Here is a 16,737-nt window from a genome sequence, read left to right as displayed (position 1 = left end):
CTTCCCCGTACGCCGGCCAGGCGGCGCCCAGCGCAGGAGCCGGGACCTACGACCCCAGAACCGACGCCAGGAACTCCCCGGTCCACCCCAGCAACTCCCGCCCCACCAACGGCTTCCCGCCCACCTTCGCCGTCTTCGGGCGGGGCACCAGGATCTGGTGGACGGCCGGCTTGATGACGGTGCCCGGGTACAGGCGCTTCAGGCGGAGTTCCTGGGACTCCCTCAGCTCCACCGGGGCGAAGCGGATGTTGTTGCCCTGGAGGACGATCTCGCCGACGCCGCACGCGCGCGCGAGCATCCGCAGACCGGCCACCAGCAGCAGGTTCTCCACCGGCTCGGGCAACTTGCCGTAGCGGTCGACGAGTTCCTCGCGTACGGACTTGACGTCCTGCTCCGTGTTGGCGGAGGCGATGGAACGGTAGGCCTGCAGACGGAGCCGCTCGCCGGGCGCGTAGTCGTGCGGGACATGCGCATCGACCGGGAGCTCGATCTTGACCTCCAGGGGCGGCTCCTCCTCGACGCCGCCTTCCAGCGAGGCGCGGTAGTCCGCGACCGCCTCGCCGACCATGCGTACGTAGAGGTCGAAACCGACGCCCGCGATGTGACCGGACTGCTCGCCGCCGAGCAGATTGCCCGCGCCGCGAATCTCCAGGTCCTTCATCGCGACGTACATGCCCGCACCCATCTCGGTGTGCTGGGCGATGGTCGCGAGACGCTCGTGCGCGGTCTCCGTCAGCGGCTTCTCCGGGGGGTAGAGGAAGTACGCGTATCCGCGTTCCCTGCCGCGTCCGACTCGGCCTCGCAGCTGGTGCAGCTGGCTGAGGCCGAAGTTGTCGCCGCGCTCGACGATCAGCGTGTTGGCGTTGGAGATGTCGATGCCGGATTCGACGATCGTGGTGGACACGAGCACGTCGAACCTCTTCTCCCAGAAGTCGACGACCACCTGCTCCAGAGCCTGCTCCCCCATCTGGCCGTGCGCCGTCGCGATGCGTGCCTCCGGGACGATCTCCCTGAGCCGCGCGGCCGCGCGGTCGATGGACTCGACACGGTTGTGGATGTAGAAGACCTGGCCCTCGCGCAGCAGCTCGCGGCGCAGGGCCGCGCCGATCTGCTTCTCCTCGTACGGGCCGACGAAGGTCAGGACCGGGTGGCGCTCCTCCGGGGGCGTGGTGATCGTCGACATCTCACGGATGCCGGTGACCGCCATCTCCAGGGTGCGCGGGATCGGAGTCGCGGACATCGTCAGTACGTCGACGTTCGCGCGCAGCTTCTTCAGCTGCTCCTTGTGCTCGACGCCGAAGCGCTGCTCCTCGTCGACGATGACCAGGCCCAGGTCCTTGAACTTCGTCTCCGCCGAAAACAGCCGGTGGGTGCCGATGACGACGTCCACCGAGCCGTCGCGCAGGCCCTCCAGGACCGCCTTCGCCTCGGTGTCCGTCTGGAAACGGCTCAACGCCCTGACGTTCACCGGGAATTGCGAATAACGCTCGGAGAAGGTGGCGAAGTGCTGCTGCACCAGGAGGGTCGTGGGGACGAGGACGGCCACCTGCTTGCCGTCCTGCACCGCCTTGAAGGCGGCGCGGACCGCGATCTCCGTCTTGCCGTAACCCACGTCGCCGCAGATCAGACGGTCCATCGGGACCGTCTTCTCCATGTCCTCCTTGACCTCCGCGATCGTCGTCAGCTGGTCGGGGGTCTCCGCGTACGGGAAGGCGTCCTCCAGCTCGCGCTGCCACGGGGTGTCGGAGCCGAACGCGTGCCCCGGGGCCGCCATCCGCGCCGAGTACAGCTTGATCAGATCCGCCGCGATCTCCTTGACCGCCTTCTTGGCGCGCGCCTTGGTCTTCGTCCAGTCGGCGCCGCCCAGGCGATGCAGCGTGGGGGCCTCACCGCCGACGTACTTGGTGATCTGCTCCAGCTGGTCGGTGGGGATGTAGAGGCGGTCGCCGGGCTGGCCGCGCTTGGCGGGGGCGTACTCCACGACCAGGTACTCGCGGGTCGCGCCCTGGACCGTGCGCTGCACCATCTCGATGTAGCGGCCGACGCCGTGCTGCTCGTGCACGATGTAGTCGCCCGTTTCGAGGGTCAGCGGGTCGATGGTCTTGCGGCGGCGGGCCGGCATGCGGGCGCCGTCCTTGCCGGCCGCCTTCTGGCCGGAGAGGTCGGTCTCGGTGAGGACGGCGAGCTTCAGCGCGGGGTCGACGAAGCCGTAGTCGATCGAACCGCACGAGACATGGACGACGGAAGGGCCGATGTCCGCGAGCTCCGTGTCGAGGCGGGCCGCGATGCCCTCGCCGCCGAGGACCTCGACGGTACGGGCGGCGGGGCCATGCGCCTCGGTGACGTACACCGTGCGCCAGCCGTCGGCGAGCCAGCCCTTGGTGTCGGCGAGGGCCCGGGCGGTGTCACCGCGGTAGGTCTCGGGGGCGTGCATGCCCAGCTTGAGGGTGTCCGTGTCGAGCTCTTCGTCGGCCGCGAACGGCGACACCGACCACCACATCATGTCCAGCTCGCGCGCCCGGTCCCGTACGTCCGCGATGGACCACAAGGAGGCCGCGTCCACGTCGATGGGGGCTTCGCCGCCGCCGGCGGTCGCCGCCCAGGACGCCTGCAGGAACTCCTGCGACGTCGCCACCAGGTCCGCGGCCCGCGTCCGCACCCGCTCCGGGTCGCACACGACGGCCATCGAGCCCTTGGGCAGGACGTCGAGCAGCAGCTCCATGTCGTCGACCAGGACCGGTGCCAGGGATTCCATGCCCTCTACGGCGATGCCCTCGGCGATCTTGCCGAGCAGCTCGCCCAGCTCCGGGTGCTCCTCGGCCAGCTGGGCCGCCCGCCTGCGTACGTCGTCCGTGAGCAGCAGCTCGCGGCAGGGCGGCGCCCACAGGCCGTGCTCGGCGACTTCGAGGGACCGCTGGTCGGCGACCTTGAAGTAACGGATCTCCTCGACGTCGTCACCCCAGAACTCCACCCGCAGCGGGTGCTCCTCGGTGGGCGGAAAGACGTCCAGGATGCCGCCGCGGACCGCGAACTCGCCGCGCTTCTCGACGAGCTCGACCCGTGAGTACGCGGCTGCCGCGAGCGCCTCGACCACCTCGCCCAGGTCGGCGCTCTGCCCCGTGCGCAACGCCACCGGCTCCAGGTCGCCCAGGCCCTTGACCTGCGGCTGCAGCACGGAGCGGACCGGGGCGACGACGACCGAGACCGGGCCGGTCTCCGGGTCGTCGGGGCGCGGGTGGGCCAGCCGCCGCAGAACGGCGAGGCGGCGGCCCACGGTGTCGCTGCGCGGGGAGAGCCGCTCGTGCGGGAGCGTCTCCCACGACGGGTACTCGACGACGCCCTCCGACGGAAGGAGGGACCTCAGCGCCGCGGCCAGGTCTTCGGCCTCGCGGCCCGTCGCCGTCACCGCAAGCACGGGGCGGCCGGCCTCGCGGGCCAGGGCCGCCACCGCGAAGGGGCGGGCCGCGGGTGGGCCGACCAGGTCGACGTGCATACGGGTGCCGTCGGTGGCGGCCCCCACCGCTTCCGCGAGGGCGGCGTCCTTGACGACGGCGTCGAGCAGACCGTGCAGGCTCATGAAGGGCTTCCATCCCGGGGAGTGGGCAACGCGAACCGCCCGACACGTGTGACGGGCCGGGGGTCTCAAGCCTACGACGCCGGGGTGCGCGGCGCCGGGCCTTGTCCACAGGCCCGGCGCCTCGCACCCCGGCGTGGGGTGGGCCTCCCCGGGGCTCCGCCCCAGCCCCCGCATCCCGCTGACGCGCTCGTCCTCGATCGCCGTACAGGCTGGAGATTGCCGGCCCGGGCCGAGGAGGGCATGGTGCGCCCCCTCAGAAGCGCGAGGAACTGCGCGACGGCCCCCACCCACCCGCAGCCGAAACAACCCGGTGGCCGGGGAGGGAAGCCCCGGGCGTGGTCCAGGGGCAGTGCCCCTGGAAGATGGGTCGGGCAGGGGCGGCCGGGGCGAAAACTCACCGACGCCAACCCGCACCCCCCCAGCCGCGACCCCCGCCCAAGGACCACCCCGTGCACACAGCCCAGGCCGCCCCACCGGACCGCGCCCCGGCGACCCCCCACATACCCCTGCCGGTCACGCCCGCCCCCACCCGTGACCGGCGCCCCCGCGACCCCCACCTGCTCGCCGCCGTCCTCTTCGTGGCGTACGCAGCGCTCTCCCTCGGCCGCTACCGGCACCTCGCCACCAAGTCCTGGGACCTCGGCATCTTCGAACAGGCGGTCCGCGCCTACGCCCATCTCCAGGCCCCGGTGGCCGACCTCAAGGGCCCCGGCACGAACATCCTCGGCGACCACTTCAGCCCGATCACCGCGCTGCTCGCCCCGGCCTACCGGCTGTTCCCCACGCCCGTCACCCTCCTCGTCGCGCAGGCCGCGCTGCTCGCGCTGTCCGCCGTGCCGGTCACCCGGGCCGCGGCGGGGCTGCTCGGGCGTCAACGCGGGCTCGGGCTCGGGGTCGCGTACGGGCTGTCGTGGGGTATTCAGCGCGCCGTCGACTTCGACTTCCACGAGATCTGCTTCGCCGTCCCGCTGATCGCCTTCGCCCTCGAAGCGCTGCTCGCCCACCGCCGGCGCGCGGCCCTCCTGTGGGCCCTGCCCCTGGTGCTCGTGAAGGAGGACCTGGGGCTCACGGTGGCCGCGATCGCCCTGGTCGTCGCGGTGCGGGCCCGGCACTCGTCCCCCACCGCGGTGCGGTACGCGCTCGGAGTGGCCGCCCTGGGCGTGCTGGCCACGGTGGTCACCCTCACCCTGGTGATACCGGCCTTCAACTCCGGGGCCGCCTACGCCTACTGGGACAAGGTCGGCGACGCGGGCAGCCCCCTGGACGGCATCGGCACCAAACTCCGTACCCTCGCCTGGCTGCTGATCCCCACCACCGGACTGCTCGCCCTGCGCTCCCCGCTCCTCCTGGTCGCCCTGCCGACCCTGGGCTGGCGCTTCGGCTCCTCCGACGCGCACTACTGGGGAACGGACTGGCACTACAGCGCGGTCCTGATGCCGGTCCTCTCGCTCGCCCTCGCCGACGCGCTCTCCCGCGCCCGCTACAGCCCGCGCCCGTGGCTGCGCTCGTACGCGCTGCACCTCCCGGCCGCCGTCGCCGCGGCCTCCCTCGCGCTGATGACCACGCTCCCGCTGTCCCTGCTGACCGAGCCCGAGGCGTATCGCAAACCCGCGCGCGTGAGTGCCGTCGAGCGGATGCTGGCGCTCGTCCCGGACGGGGCGAGCGTCGAGGCGAACACCGGGCCGAGCAGCCGTCTCACCTCGCGCTGCAGGGTCTTCTGGGTCGGCACCATCCACGGGATCACCCCGGACTTCATAGCCCTGGACGACACCGACCACTCCCACCACGACGTCCAGGCGTACGCCCGTCAACTGCACCCGCACGCCGAGTACTCGGTGATCGGCGCCGCCTACGGCTACGTACTTCTCAAGAGGCGGTAGGAGACACGCCGCGGGCCCGGCCCGAGGAGATCGACTCTCCTCGGGCCGGGCCCGTCCCCCGCAACCCCCGTTCGCGGTGGCTGTGCGGCGACCTCTCGGCCGCTAGTCGGTGGCGATCGCGTTCAGCACATTCATCCGGCCCGCCCGGAACGCCGGGACCAGGGCGGCGAACAGGCCCACGAACGCCGAGCCGATGAACACATAGGTGATCGTCGGCCACGGGATGTCCAGGACCTTCAGCCCTTCCAGGGCGAGAAGCTTCTGGGCGGTGGCGCCCCAGCTCATGCCCAGGCCGAGACCGAGGAGGGCGCCGAAGAGGGCGATGACGACCGACTCCAGGCGGATCATGCGGCGCAGCTGGCGGCGGGAGAGGCCGATGGCGCGCATCAGGCCGATCTCGCGGGTGCGCTCGACGACCGACAGGGCCAGGGTGTTCACCACGCCCAGGATCGCCACGACGATCGCCAGGGCCAGCAGACCGTAGACCATGTTCAGGAGCTGGCCGATCTGGTCCTTGAGCTCCTGCTTGTAGTCCGTCTGGTCGCGGACCTGATACTGCGGGTACGGCTCCATGGACTTCTTCAGGGCCGCGTACGCCTGCTTTTCCTGGCCGTCCTTGGCCTTGGCGAACATGATCTCGTTCGGCGGGATCTTGTTCGCGGGCAGGTACTTCTTCATCGTCTCGAGGCTGGTGTACCGGGCGCCCTTGTCGATGGCCACGTCGTCGTCCGTGATGGCCGCGACCTTGAGCTTCGCCGTCTCGCCGTCCTTGAAGGCGACGGTCAGGGTGTCGCCGAGCTTCACCCCGTGCTTCTTGGCGTAGTCCGAGCCGACCGACATGGCGTCCTTGCCGTACGCCGCCGACAGCTCACCGGCGGTCGTCTTGCGGCGCAGGTCCTGGGCGTAGGAGGGGTCGGCCGCGGTGATCCCGGAATCGTCGACCTGACCGTCCGGCGAGGTCGTCTTGGCCCTGAGGTCCTTGTAGCGGGTGACGTGCTCCAGGCCCGGCGTCGTCTCCATGGCCTTCTCGGCCTGCGGCACGATCCGCTGGTTGCCCTGGACGATGAAGTCAGCGCCGACCGACTTGTCGAGCTCGTCCGTCGCCGAGGCCACCATGGACGAGCCGACCACGGAGAGGCAGGCGACCAGGGCAAGGCCGATCATCAGGGCCGCACCGGTGGCGCCCGTGCGGCGCGGGTTGCGCAGCGCGTTGCGCTCGGCGAGCCGTCCGACCGGGCCGAACATCCGCAGCAGTACGGCGCTGATGACCCGGACCACCCCGCCCGCGAGCAGCGGGCCGATGATCACGAAGCCGATCAGGGTGAGGACGACACCCGCGCCCAGCACCAGCGAACCGTCGCTCGCCTTGTCGGCGTTGGCCGCCGCGTAGAGCGCGAAGGCTCCGGCGCCGGTCAGCACCAGGCCGATCAGACCGCGTACGAGACCCGCCTTGCCGTCCGCCGGGGTGCCGGCGTCGCGCAGCGCGGCCATCGGGGAGACCTTGCCCGCGCGGCGGGCCGGGAGGTAGGCGGCGAGGACGGTGACCACGACGCCCAGCAGCAGACCCACCACCGGGGTGGTCGCCTTCACCGTGAGGTCGCGGGTCGACAGGTCCATGCCCATCGACGACATGATCTTCATCAGGCCGACCGCGAGGCCTACGCCCGCGCCGACACCGAGGATCGAGCCGAAGAAGCCGAGCAGCAGTGCCTCGACCAGAACCGAGCGGTTGACCTGCTTGCGGGAGGAGCCGATGGCGCGCATCAGGCCGATCTCTCGGGTGCGCTGGGCGACCAGCATCGAGAAGGTGTTGATGATCAGGAAGATGCCCACCAGGAACGCGATGCCGGCGAAGCCGAGCATGGCGTACTTGATGACGTTCATGAACTCGCCGACGCCCTTGCGGTTCTCGTCGGCGTTCTCCTTCTGGGTCTGGATCTTGAAGGAACCCGACCCCCCCAGCGCCGTGGAGACGTTCTGCTTGAGCTGCGCGTCGGAGACACCGGAAGCGGCGGAGAGGTTGATCTGCGTGAACCGGCCGGTGGCGCCGAGCAGTTCGTGCTGCGCGGTGGCCGTGTCGAAGTAGACGACGGCGGCACCCGGGTTGGTCACCTTGAAGGTGGCGATACCGACGATCTTCGCCTTGAGGTCACCGGTGACCGCGATGGTGCGCAGTTCGTCGCCCATCTTCAGGTGGTGCTTGTCGGCGGTGTCGGCGTCGACCATCACCTCGGTCGGTCCGCGCGGGGCGCGGCCCGAGGTGATCTCCATCGAACGCAGGTCGTTCCTGGTCCAGTTGCCCGCGATGGTCGGGGCGCCGTTGCTGGACCCCATGTTCTTGTTGTCGCTGTTGACGACGGTCACGTTCATCGAACTGACCGCGCCCTCGGCGGACTTGACGCCCTGCGCCTTCTTCGCCCGCTGCAGTACGGAGGCCGACACCGACTCGGGCTTGCCGTTCTGCGGGGTGTCGTCGCTCTTGGCCGCCTTGGGCAGCACCGTCACATCGGAGGAGGTGACCGCGAACAGCTTGTCGAACGTCGTGTTCATCGTGTCGGTGAACACCAGCGTGCCGCAGACGAAGGCCACCGACAGCAGGACCGCGACGGCGGACAGGGCCATGCGTCCCTTGTGCGCGAAGAAGTTGCGCATCGAGGTCTTCAGGACGGTCATGACGTACGCCCCCGGGCGTCGAAGTCCTTCATGCGGTCCAGGACCTGGTCGGCCGTCGGCTGGTACATCTCGTCGACGATCCTGCCGTCCGCGAGATACAGCACCCGGTCCGCGTACGAGGCCGCCACCGGATCGTGCGTGACCATCACGATGGTCTGGCCGAGCTCGTCCACGGAGCGGCGCAGGAAGCCGAGCACCTCGGCGCCCGCACGGGAGTCCAGGTTTCCGGTCGGCTCGTCACCGAAGATGATCTCGGGGCGCGCGGCCAGCGCACGGGCGACGGCGACGCGCTGCTGCTGACCACCGGAGAGCTGGTTCGGCCGGTGCTTGAGGCGGTCGGCGAGGCCGACGGTCTCCACGACCTGGTCCAGCCAGCCCTTGTCCGGCTTGCGACCCGCGATGTCCATCGGGAGCGTGATGTTCTCCAGCGCGTTCAGCGTCGGCAGCAGGTTGAACGCCTGGAAGATGAAGCCGATCCGGTCCCGGCGCAGCTGCGTGAGCTTCTTGTCCTTGAGCCCGGTGATCTCGGTCTCGTCCAGGTAGATCTGTCCGCTCGTCACGGTGTCGAGCCCGGCGAGGCAGTGCATCAGCGTGGACTTGCCGGACCCCGAGGGGCCCATGATCGCGGTGAACTGGCCCCGCGCGATGTCCACGTCGATGTGGTCCAGGGCGACGACGCGGGTCTCCCCCGACCCGTACGCCTTCACGACCTGCCGCGCCCGCGCGGCAACGGCCGTACGCCCTCCAGTGCCCCCGTGCCTGGGAATGGTCACAGCCGATGTCACGGTAAGTCTCCTATGTCGGGCAGCAGATGATTCCGCTGCTCAGCGGTTGAACGTGCGCTTCGGTACGTCGGTAAGTCTGGTGCCGGGCGGTGGTCCGGCGCGCTGGTGCTCAGCGCAGTCTTTTGCTGGGGAAAACCCCACCCCCAAAGGTGCGGTCCGTACGACCGGACGTGCTCCCCAGCGGCGTAAAGCCAGGTTAAGGACGGGCCTGCCCCGTCTCGTCCTCCAGCGGGACGAACCCTCCCCGACCCCTAGTACGGAGATCCCCCTAGGGGCCCTCCACCCTTCGGTGGAGTCCCTCTCGGGGTCGCCTCCACCCTTGAGCCCACTCAGCGTCCACCCTCCCGCGACGTGAGGGCCAAGTGGGAGAGTGTTCCTCGGCAGATAGGTGCAAGGGGAAGGAATCTCGTGGACCAGGGGGAAACCGAGATACGAGCCGCGGCGACGGGCTCGGCGAGCCGGCCTCGGGACACCCGCGGACGCCGCGCCGTGGTCGCCGCCCTCATGCTCGCGATGGCGCTGGCCGCGCTCGACTCCACCATCGTCTCCACGGCCGTACCGCAGATCGTCGGCGACCTCGGCGGCTTCTCCGTCTTCTCCTGGCTGTTCTCGGGCTATCTGCTGGCGGTGACGGTCACGCTGCCGGTGTACGGCAAGCTGTCGGACACCTTCGGCCGCAAGCCGGTGCTGGTCGCCGGCGCCGTCCTCTTCCTCCTCGGGTCCCTGCTCTGCGCCACGGCCTGGAACATGGCCGCGCTGATCGCCTTCCGTATCGTGCAGGGCCTGGGCGGCGGCGCCCTCCAGGGCACCGTGCAGACGCTCGCCGCCGACCTGTACCCGCTCAAGGAGCGCCCCAAGATCCAGGCCAAGCTGTCCACCGTGTGGGCGACCTCGGCGATCGCGGGTCCCGCGCTCGGCGGAGTCCTCGCGGCGTATGCCGACTGGCGGTGGATCTTCCTCATCAATCTGCCGATCGGCGCGCTCGCCCTGTGGCTGATCGCCCGTCACCTGCACGAGCCGGCACGGGAGACGACCCGGCGTCCGCGCATCGACTGGGCGGGCGCGCTCTCCGTCTTCGCCTGCGGTGGCGTCCTGCTCACCGCGCTGGTGCAGGGCGGCGTCGCCTGGGACTGGCTGTCGGCGCCCTCGCTCGCCCTGTTCGGCACCGGACTCGGCCTGGTCGCGGTGGTCGTGCTGGTCGAACGGCGGGCGGCCGAGCCGATCATCCCCGGCTGGGTGTGGCGGCGGCGCACCATCGCGGCGGTGAACCTGGCACTCGGCGCGCTGGGGCTGCTCATGGTCGCCCCCACGGTCTTCCTGCCCACCTACGCGCAGGCGGTGCTGGGCCTGGCCCCCATCGCCGCCGGATTCGTTCTCTCCGTATGGACGTTGAGCTGGCCGGTATCGGCAGCGCTCAGCCAGCACGTCTATCGCCGGATCGGCTTCCGCAACACCGCGATGATCGGCATCGGCGCGGCGACCCTGCTCCTGCTGGCCTTCCCGTTCCTCCCCTACCCGGGCCGGCCGTGGCAGCCGGCCCTGCTGATGCTGTTGCTGGGCGGCGCGCTGGGCCTCTTCCAACTCCCCCTGATCATCGGCGTCCAGTCGACCGTCGGCTGGGCCGAACGCGGCACCACCACCGCGTCCGTCCTCTTCTGCCGCCAGACCGGACAGACCCTGGGCGCGGCCCTGTTCGGCGCGGTCGCCAACGGGGTGCTGGCCGCGCGGCTCGGCGGCGCGGGGGATCTCGACTCGGTGACCCGCGCGCTGGACTCGGGCGCCCCTGCCGAGCACCTGCGCCACGCGGTCGCCGACGCGGTCCACGCCGTGTACCTGGGGGCGGCCTGCGCGGCCGCGCTCTCCTTCCTGATCCTGCTGTTCGTCGCACCGTGCCGCTTTCCGGTGCTGAAGAACCCCGCGGACTGAGACAACGCCCGGCCCGGTCAGCCGGCGTCCCGCCGTCGGGAGCGATCAGGTCGTAGTGGCCGGGCTTGCGTGGGCAGTTCCGTGGAGCGGCGCGTCGCATCCCCGAAGTACAGGCTTCACATGAGTTCCGCACGACAACAGGGGTAAACGCGGGTAACACCCCAGGTCACCGAAGTAAGCGCATACCGACCGCTCGGTTTGGTGAAACCCTCGCGCGCCGCGACTACCTGCGGGTAGCGTGCGCTGCTCACCCCCCAGCTCCCTGCGGTCCGCACCGGACCCGAGCCACGCAAGGAGAAACGGGATGCCAGACGCGTTCTCGTCCCCCGAGTACCAACCGTCGCGCCTACCGAGGCACCAAGCGCCGCACCAGCCGTCGTCCCCACCGCAGTACCAACCGTCCCACCACTATCCGCAGTTCCCGAACAGCTCCCCACCCTCCTACGCCACCTACCCCTGGCAGCCCCCGCCACCCGAGCCCGAGAGAAGGCGTCTGCCGCGGCACCAGGCGCTGGGACACCACAGCGACCTCAGACTCCTACGCGGTGCGTACCGCCGGCAGCGACGGGTGGCGACGCTCACCGCGCTCGGATACTTCACCCTCTTCCTCCTCCTCTCCGCGTTCGCGCCGGACCTGATGACGAGCACGGTGTCCGGCGGACTGTCGACCGGGCTGCTGCTCGGACTGCTCCAAGTACCCGTCACCTGTCTGGCGATCGGGCTGTACGAGTACTCGGCACGCCGGCGCGTCGACCCCATCGCGGACCGGATCCGCAAGCAGGCGGAGCTGGACGCGAAGCGGGAGGCGGCACGATGACAGGGGTGACCGGGTTGACCGGGTTCAGCAGTTCCGCGCAGGCCATGTCGCTGGTGGCGTTCACGACGGTGGCCACGATCACGCTGCTGCTGTGCGTGATGACCGGCCCCGACCGTGACGACCTGGACGAGTTCTATACGGGGTACGGATCGCTGTCGCCGATGCGCAACGGGCTTGCCATCGCCGGGGACTACATCTCCGCGGCGACCGTACTCGGCACGGGCGGGGTCATCGCGCTGGCCGGCTACGACGGCGTCGTACTGGCCCTCAGCACGGCCCTCTCCCTCATGCTGCTCATGTTCCTGCTGGCCGAACCGCTGCGCAACGCGGGCCGGTTCACCATGGGCGACGCGCTCGCACGCCGGATGCCGGGGCGCGCGGTTCGCATCACCGCGTGCGCGGTGACGCTGGTCGCGCTGCTGCCGCTGATGCTCGTCCAACTCGCGGGAGCCGGCGACCTGCTGGCGTTCATCCTCGGCTTCTCCAGCGACTCCCTCAAGACCGGCTGCATCATCGGGCTCGGCGCGCTCATGATCAGCTACGCGGCGATCGGCGGTATGAAGGGCACCGCCCTCATCCAGATCCTGAAGATCGTGATGCTGCTCGGGTCCGGGGCCGTCGTCGCCGTACTCATCCTGCACCGGTTCGACTGGAGCCCGGGGGCGCTGCTCGATGCGGCCGGCAGCAACAGCGGTGTGGGCTCCGCGTTCCTCCACTCGGGCCTGGAGTTCGCGGGCGGCCCCAGCCCCCGCCTGGACATGATCACTTCGGAGCTGACCGTCGTCCTCGGCGGCGCCTGCCTCCCGCACATCACCATGCGGATGTACACGGCGGGCAGCGCCCGCCAGGTGCGCCGCTCGATGTCCTGGGCGGTGCCGTGCGTGGCCCTGTTCGTCCTCGTCATCAGCGTCATCGGCTTCGGCGCCACGGCGCTGATCGGCCGCGGGGTGATCGCGGGCGCCGACCCACAGGGCAACACCGCCTACCTCCTGGGCTCCAGGGCGGCCTTCGGCGCGGACGTCTCGACGGCGGAATCCCTCCTCTTCACCACGGTGACGTCGGCGATCTTCCTGACCCTGCTCGCCTCGGTCGCCGGGATGATCCTCGCCTGCGCCAACTCCCTCGCCCACGACGTGTTCGCGCACGGCCGGTTCTTCCGCGGCCGCCGCCGCGACGACGAGCTGTCACCGCACCGCGAGATGATCCTGGCCCGCGTCTCCGCCCTCGCGGTCGGCGCACCGGCCATCCTCCTGGCCACCCTCGTCCAACACCACAGCCTGCAGCCCCTGGTCACCCTCTCCTTCTGCCTCGGCGCCTCCGCGATAGCACCCGCCCTGGTCTACAGCCTCTTCTGGCGCCGCTACACCCGCACCGGCCTCCTCGCCACCCTCATCGGCGGCACCCTCACCGTCCTTCTGCTCATGCCCGGCACCAACCTCGTCTCCGGCTCCCCCACCTCCGCCTTCCCCGACGCCGACTTCAACTGGTTCCCGTTCACGACCACGGGCCTCGTCTCCATCCCCCTCGGCTTCGCCTACGGCTGGCTGGGCACGGTGGCCTCCGGCCGAAGGAAGGCGGAGGAGCAGAGGAGGCAGTACGAGGCGGTGGAAGGGTGGATCCTGGCGGGGGCGGTACGAAGGGGGAGCTAGTCCGGGCGCCAGTAGCAGCGAAATACGCGGCCCGGGCACCGAACCAACCACCCCTCACGGCGCTATGGGCGCCGCGCCCGTAGCGCCACAGCCGCCGTAGGGCTACCGCGCGCCGCCGCAACCGCTCGCGCCGTCCCGGTGGCGTCGCGACCGCCGTCGCAGCGCCCGACGTTGGCACTACTCCGCCGGCGCCCGCCCCGTCAGGGTCGTGAGGCTCGTGCGTACGTGGTCCATCTGGGCCCGTACGTCGTCCCACCGCTCCCCGTGCTCGCGCAGCACCCGCTCGGTGTCCCGGGCGATCCCATCCTCCCGTACCCGCGCCTCGGCAAGCAGTTCGCCGGCACGGGCCACCGCGGCCTCCTGTCGGCATCGAGCCGACTCCTCGGCCTCCGCGAAGGCCCGCTCGGCCTCGTCGAGCTGGGCCTCGGCGAGCGCGACGCGTTCGACGTGGTGCGCGTCGAGTGCGGCCTCCCGCTCGGCCGCGGAACGCTCGGCCTCCGCCCAGCGCTCCGCGCGCTCCTTCTCCTGGTCGGCGAGCAGCCCCTCCATACGCTGCCGCGTCTCCCGCAGCGCGGCCAGCGCCTCACCGCGGTTCTCCTTGATGTCACGGCGGGCCGAGATCCGCATCTCGTCGGCCTCCGCGCGCGCGGCGAGCAGCCGCTGCCGGGCGCTTTCCTCGGCCTCGCCCCGCACCTCGTCGGCGTACGCCTGCGCGGCCTCCCGCAGCTGCCGCCCCGCCGCCTCGGCCTCGTCGACGACCAGCTGGGCCTCACTGCGCGCGGTGTCGCGGACGGACGCGGCCTCCTCCTCGCCGAGCTCGAAGATCCGCCGGGCACGCTCACCGAGCGTCTCGTACGTCTGCGGAGCGAGCCGCGCCACGGTCTCCCGCAGCCGCTCCAACTCCGCGCCCATCTCCTTGGCCAGCACGGTCAGCCGGGCGGCCCGCTCCCAGGCGGCGTCCCGGTCCCGGGAGAGCGCCGCGGCGTACACGTCGACCTGCTCGGGACGGTAACCGCGCCCCCGTACGGCCGTGAAGCCGTGCGGCGACACCGATGCGCTGCTCATCCTCGAACCCCTCTACGCCCGACCTACACGAAATGAAGATTTCGCGCATATCTTGATGGATCAGGCAGAAGTGTTCATAACGCGACACTCCGCCCGGCCATCCGGCCAGAGATGCGTCATCTGAGGCCAGAAGCCGGAATCGCGGTGCCGCAACGCAGCGCCGAGAAGGGCTGTCGGGCCTGCGCACGGCCCCACCCCACGGCATCACCGACCCCGGGAGGGAAGCGCACGAATGCCCGAACGACCGAGGCGCCCGACCCGTCACACGGGTCGGGCGCCTCGGTCGTACATGTGCCCGCGGAGCTACAGCAGCCCGTCCCACATCTGCTCGAGCAGGACCGACCACCAGCTCTCCGGGGACCCGAGGGCAGCCGGGTCGAGGGAGGCGAGCTGGGCCTGGAAGTCGACGGTCCAGCGGCCCGCCTGCTCCTGGTTGAGGCCGAAGCGCAGTCGCCACATACGGCCGAGCAGCGCCAGGCAGCGCGCGAACTCGGGCAGCCCCGTGTTCACGAACTGCGGCGGCACCGGTGCACCGCCCGGACCCGCCTCCACCGGCACGGCCACGATGTTCGCCGTGCCGTACTGGACACAGATCGCCCTGCCGAAGTCGCTGCCCATGACGAGGTACGAGCCCGCGTCCGCGGCGGGCTGCACCCCGCGCTCCTGCGCCAGCTCGGCGAGCGTCGGCACCGGGCGGCCCGGCTGGGCCTGGGCCCAGAAGAATGGGCCCATGTCGACCGGAAGTCCGGCCACCACCAGCGTGTGCGCCACGATGTTCGGCACGCCCTGACGCGAGACCGCCGCCTGGTCGAACCGGAACACCCCCGGCCCGAACGCCGCCGCCAGCTCCTGCCCGATCGCCTCCGGCGGGATCGGCGGCGCGGGCTGCACCGGCGGAATCGGGGCCCGTACCGGCGCCGGACGCGCCGGACCGTCCGCCACCTGGTGCAACTCTCCCTGATGAGCGAGGAGTTGGTGCATACCCTGCTGACGGCTCGCGTGATCCGTGCCGTACGGCGCGATGCTCGTGATCCGCGCCTGCGGCCACGTCTCCCGGATCATCCGCGCGCAGTACGCGCCCGGCAGCTCACACGACTCCAACTCCGTGTGCAGCTCCAGCACTTGCTGCGGTGGCACGTTCATCGCGCGCAGCTCGTGCAGGATCTGCCACTCCGGGTGCGGCGTACCGGGCGCGGAGCGCCGGATCAACTGCTGCTCGGAGCCGTCCTGCGCGCGATAGCGCAGTACGGCCTGATAGCCGGGCCCGACGGTCGGCTGCCCCGCCTGCGGATAGCCGTACGCCGGCGGCTGCTGACCGGGAGCCATCGGCTGCCCCGGCATGGCCTGCCCGGGCAGCGGCTGGGGAGCGCCCGGAGGCATACCGGGAGCCTGCGGAGGCGGGGGCGCACCGGGACCACCGACGGCGGGACCCGCAAGCATGGTCGCCGCGTGGTGAGCCCCACCCGGCGGCGTACCGCCCGGAGGCTGCGGCGCACCGGGAGCACCGGGCGCGGCAGGCGCACCGGGAACACCAGGAGCGCCCGGAGGCTGCGGCGCACCGGGACCACCGACGGCGGGACCCGCGAGCATGGTCGCGGCATGGTGAACACCGCCCGGCGGCGTACCGCCCGGGGGCTGCGGCACACCCGGAGCACCGGGCGCGGCAGGCGCACCGGGAACACCAGGAGCGCCCGGAGGCTGCGGCGCACCGGGACCACCGACCGCCGGACCGGACAGCATCGTCGCCGCATGGTGAACACCACCCGGAGGCTGCGGCGCACCAGGAGCACCGGGCTGCCCCGGAGCAGCGGGCGCGGCAGGCGCAACCGGGAGCCCCTCGGGCCCGTCAGGACCGAGCTGCGAGACGAGCTGCGTCGGCACGTAACCGCCCGCGGGGGTCCCCGGCGCACCGGGCCCGGACGGCGGCGGCGTACTCCCCGGCCGCGCACCCGGCACACCCGGGGCGCTCGGCGGATGCGGTGTGCTCGCTCCACCACCGCGCGCACCCCGCGGCGGCGCCTGCGCCTTGCTGGTCGCGGCGTCGGCGATGTCACCGGCGTTGGGCGGCAGGGGCCGCGAGGGCACGGCGGACGGCGGCGTGCCGGGGGCACCCGGAGCGTGCGGCGCGCCGGGCGGCGGCGTACCCGGAACCCCACCCGGACCCTGCGGGAACCCGTACGCGGGCGCACCCGGAGGAGGCGTGCCCTGCGGACCACCCGGAACCGGGGCGCCCGGAGGCGGCGTGCCCGGGACGCCCGAACCCTGCGGCACGCCGGGCGGCGGCGTACCCGGAACCCCACCCGGACCCTGCGGGAACCCGTACGCGGGCGCACCCGGAGGAGGCGTGCCCTGCGGACCACCCGGA

At 71.5% G+C, this 16,737-nt stretch carries 9 protein-coding genes; 4 read left to right on the top strand and 5 right to left on the bottom strand.

The window, feature by feature from the left end; all coding sequences use genetic code 11:
• Window positions 1–46: 46 nt before the first annotated feature.
• Window positions 47–3,577 (bottom strand): transcription-repair coupling factor, encoded by a 3,531-nt coding sequence (mfd, locus tag ACIBK0_RS30375; protein WP_399086953.1) that lies wholly within the window; start codon window positions 3,575–3,577, stop codon window positions 47–49.
• A 449-nt stretch (window positions 3,578–4,026) separates the two neighbouring features.
• Here mfd and ACIBK0_RS30370 point away from each other — a divergent pair, with 449 nt between their 5' ends.
• Window positions 4,027–5,457, top strand: coding sequence for a DUF2079 domain-containing protein (locus tag ACIBK0_RS30370; RefSeq protein ID WP_399086951.1), 1,431 nt, complete (start codon window positions 4,027–4,029; stop codon window positions 5,455–5,457).
• Between the two features lie 102 nt (window positions 5,458–5,559).
• Here the strand turns inward: ACIBK0_RS30370 and ACIBK0_RS30365 are convergent, their stop codons facing one another.
• Both ACIBK0_RS30365 and ACIBK0_RS30360 read right to left on the bottom strand, forming a co-directional pair.
• Window positions 5,560–8,130, bottom strand: coding sequence for an ABC transporter permease (locus ACIBK0_RS30365; RefSeq protein WP_399086949.1), 2,571 nt, complete (start codon window positions 8,128–8,130; stop codon window positions 5,560–5,562).
• Window positions 8,127–8,915 (bottom strand): ABC transporter ATP-binding protein, encoded by a 789-nt coding sequence (locus ACIBK0_RS30360; protein WP_399086947.1) that lies wholly within the window; start codon window positions 8,913–8,915, stop codon window positions 8,127–8,129. Before ACIBK0_RS30360 ends, ACIBK0_RS30365 begins: the two co-directional genes overlap by 4 nt.
• Window positions 8,916–9,344: 429 nt before the next feature.
• On the opposite strand from ACIBK0_RS30360, the gene ACIBK0_RS30355 reads away from it, so the two are divergent.
• The 3 genes from ACIBK0_RS30355 (at window position 9,345) to ACIBK0_RS30345 (ending at window position 13,307) form a co-directional block, all read left to right on the top strand.
• Window positions 9,345–10,841 carry an MFS transporter gene (locus ACIBK0_RS30355; RefSeq protein ID WP_399087184.1) on the top strand — a complete coding sequence of 499 codons (1,497 nt, stop codon included), beginning with the start codon at window positions 9,345–9,347 and terminating at the stop codon, window positions 10,839–10,841.
• A gap of 304 nt (window positions 10,842–11,145) precedes the next feature.
• Window positions 11,146–11,658, top strand: coding sequence for a DUF485 domain-containing protein (locus ACIBK0_RS30350; protein WP_399086945.1), 513 nt, complete (start codon window positions 11,146–11,148; stop codon window positions 11,656–11,658).
• Entirely contained in the window at window positions 11,655–13,307 is a 1,653-nt protein-coding gene (locus ACIBK0_RS30345; protein ID WP_399086943.1) for a cation acetate symporter, read from the top strand. Before ACIBK0_RS30350 ends, ACIBK0_RS30345 begins: the two co-directional genes overlap by 4 nt.
• 177 nt (window positions 13,308–13,484) lie before the next feature.
• Here ACIBK0_RS30345 and ACIBK0_RS30340 read toward each other — a convergent pair whose 3' ends face one another.
• Both ACIBK0_RS30340 and ACIBK0_RS30335 read right to left on the bottom strand, forming a co-directional pair.
• Window positions 13,485–14,372 carry a cellulose-binding protein gene (locus tag ACIBK0_RS30340; RefSeq protein WP_399086941.1) on the bottom strand — a complete coding sequence of 296 codons (888 nt, stop codon included), beginning with the start codon at window positions 14,370–14,372 and terminating at the stop codon, window positions 13,485–13,487.
• Between the two features lie 303 nt (window positions 14,373–14,675).
• The coding region (locus tag ACIBK0_RS30335) for an SUKH-4 family immunity protein (RefSeq protein WP_399086939.1) at window positions 14,676–16,737 on the bottom strand (2,062 nt) is incomplete at its 5' end.

Source organism: Streptomyces sp. NPDC050564 (assembly GCF_044457265.1).
Classification (GTDB): domain Bacteria; phylum Actinomycetota; class Actinomycetes; order Streptomycetales; family Streptomycetaceae; genus Streptomyces.
This window is presented reverse-complemented; position numbering and strand designations above follow the sequence as displayed.

Coding starts and splice junctions, on each gene's coding strand:
- ACIBK0_RS30350 (WP_399086945.1), top strand. CDS start 11,146: ATGCCAGACGCGTTCTCGTCCCCCGAGTACCAACCGTCGCGCCTACCG.
- mfd (WP_399086953.1), bottom strand. CDS start 3,577: ATGAGCCTGCACGGTCTGCTCGACGCCGTCGTCAAGGACGCCGCCCTC.
- ACIBK0_RS30365 (WP_399086949.1), bottom strand. CDS start 8,130: ATGACCGTCCTGAAGACCTCGATGCGCAACTTCTTCGCGCACAAGGGA.
- ACIBK0_RS30345 (WP_399086943.1), top strand. CDS start 11,655: ATGACAGGGGTGACCGGGTTGACCGGGTTCAGCAGTTCCGCGCAGGCC.
- ACIBK0_RS30340 (WP_399086941.1), bottom strand. CDS start 14,372: ATGAGCAGCGCATCGGTGTCGCCGCACGGCTTCACGGCCGTACGGGGG.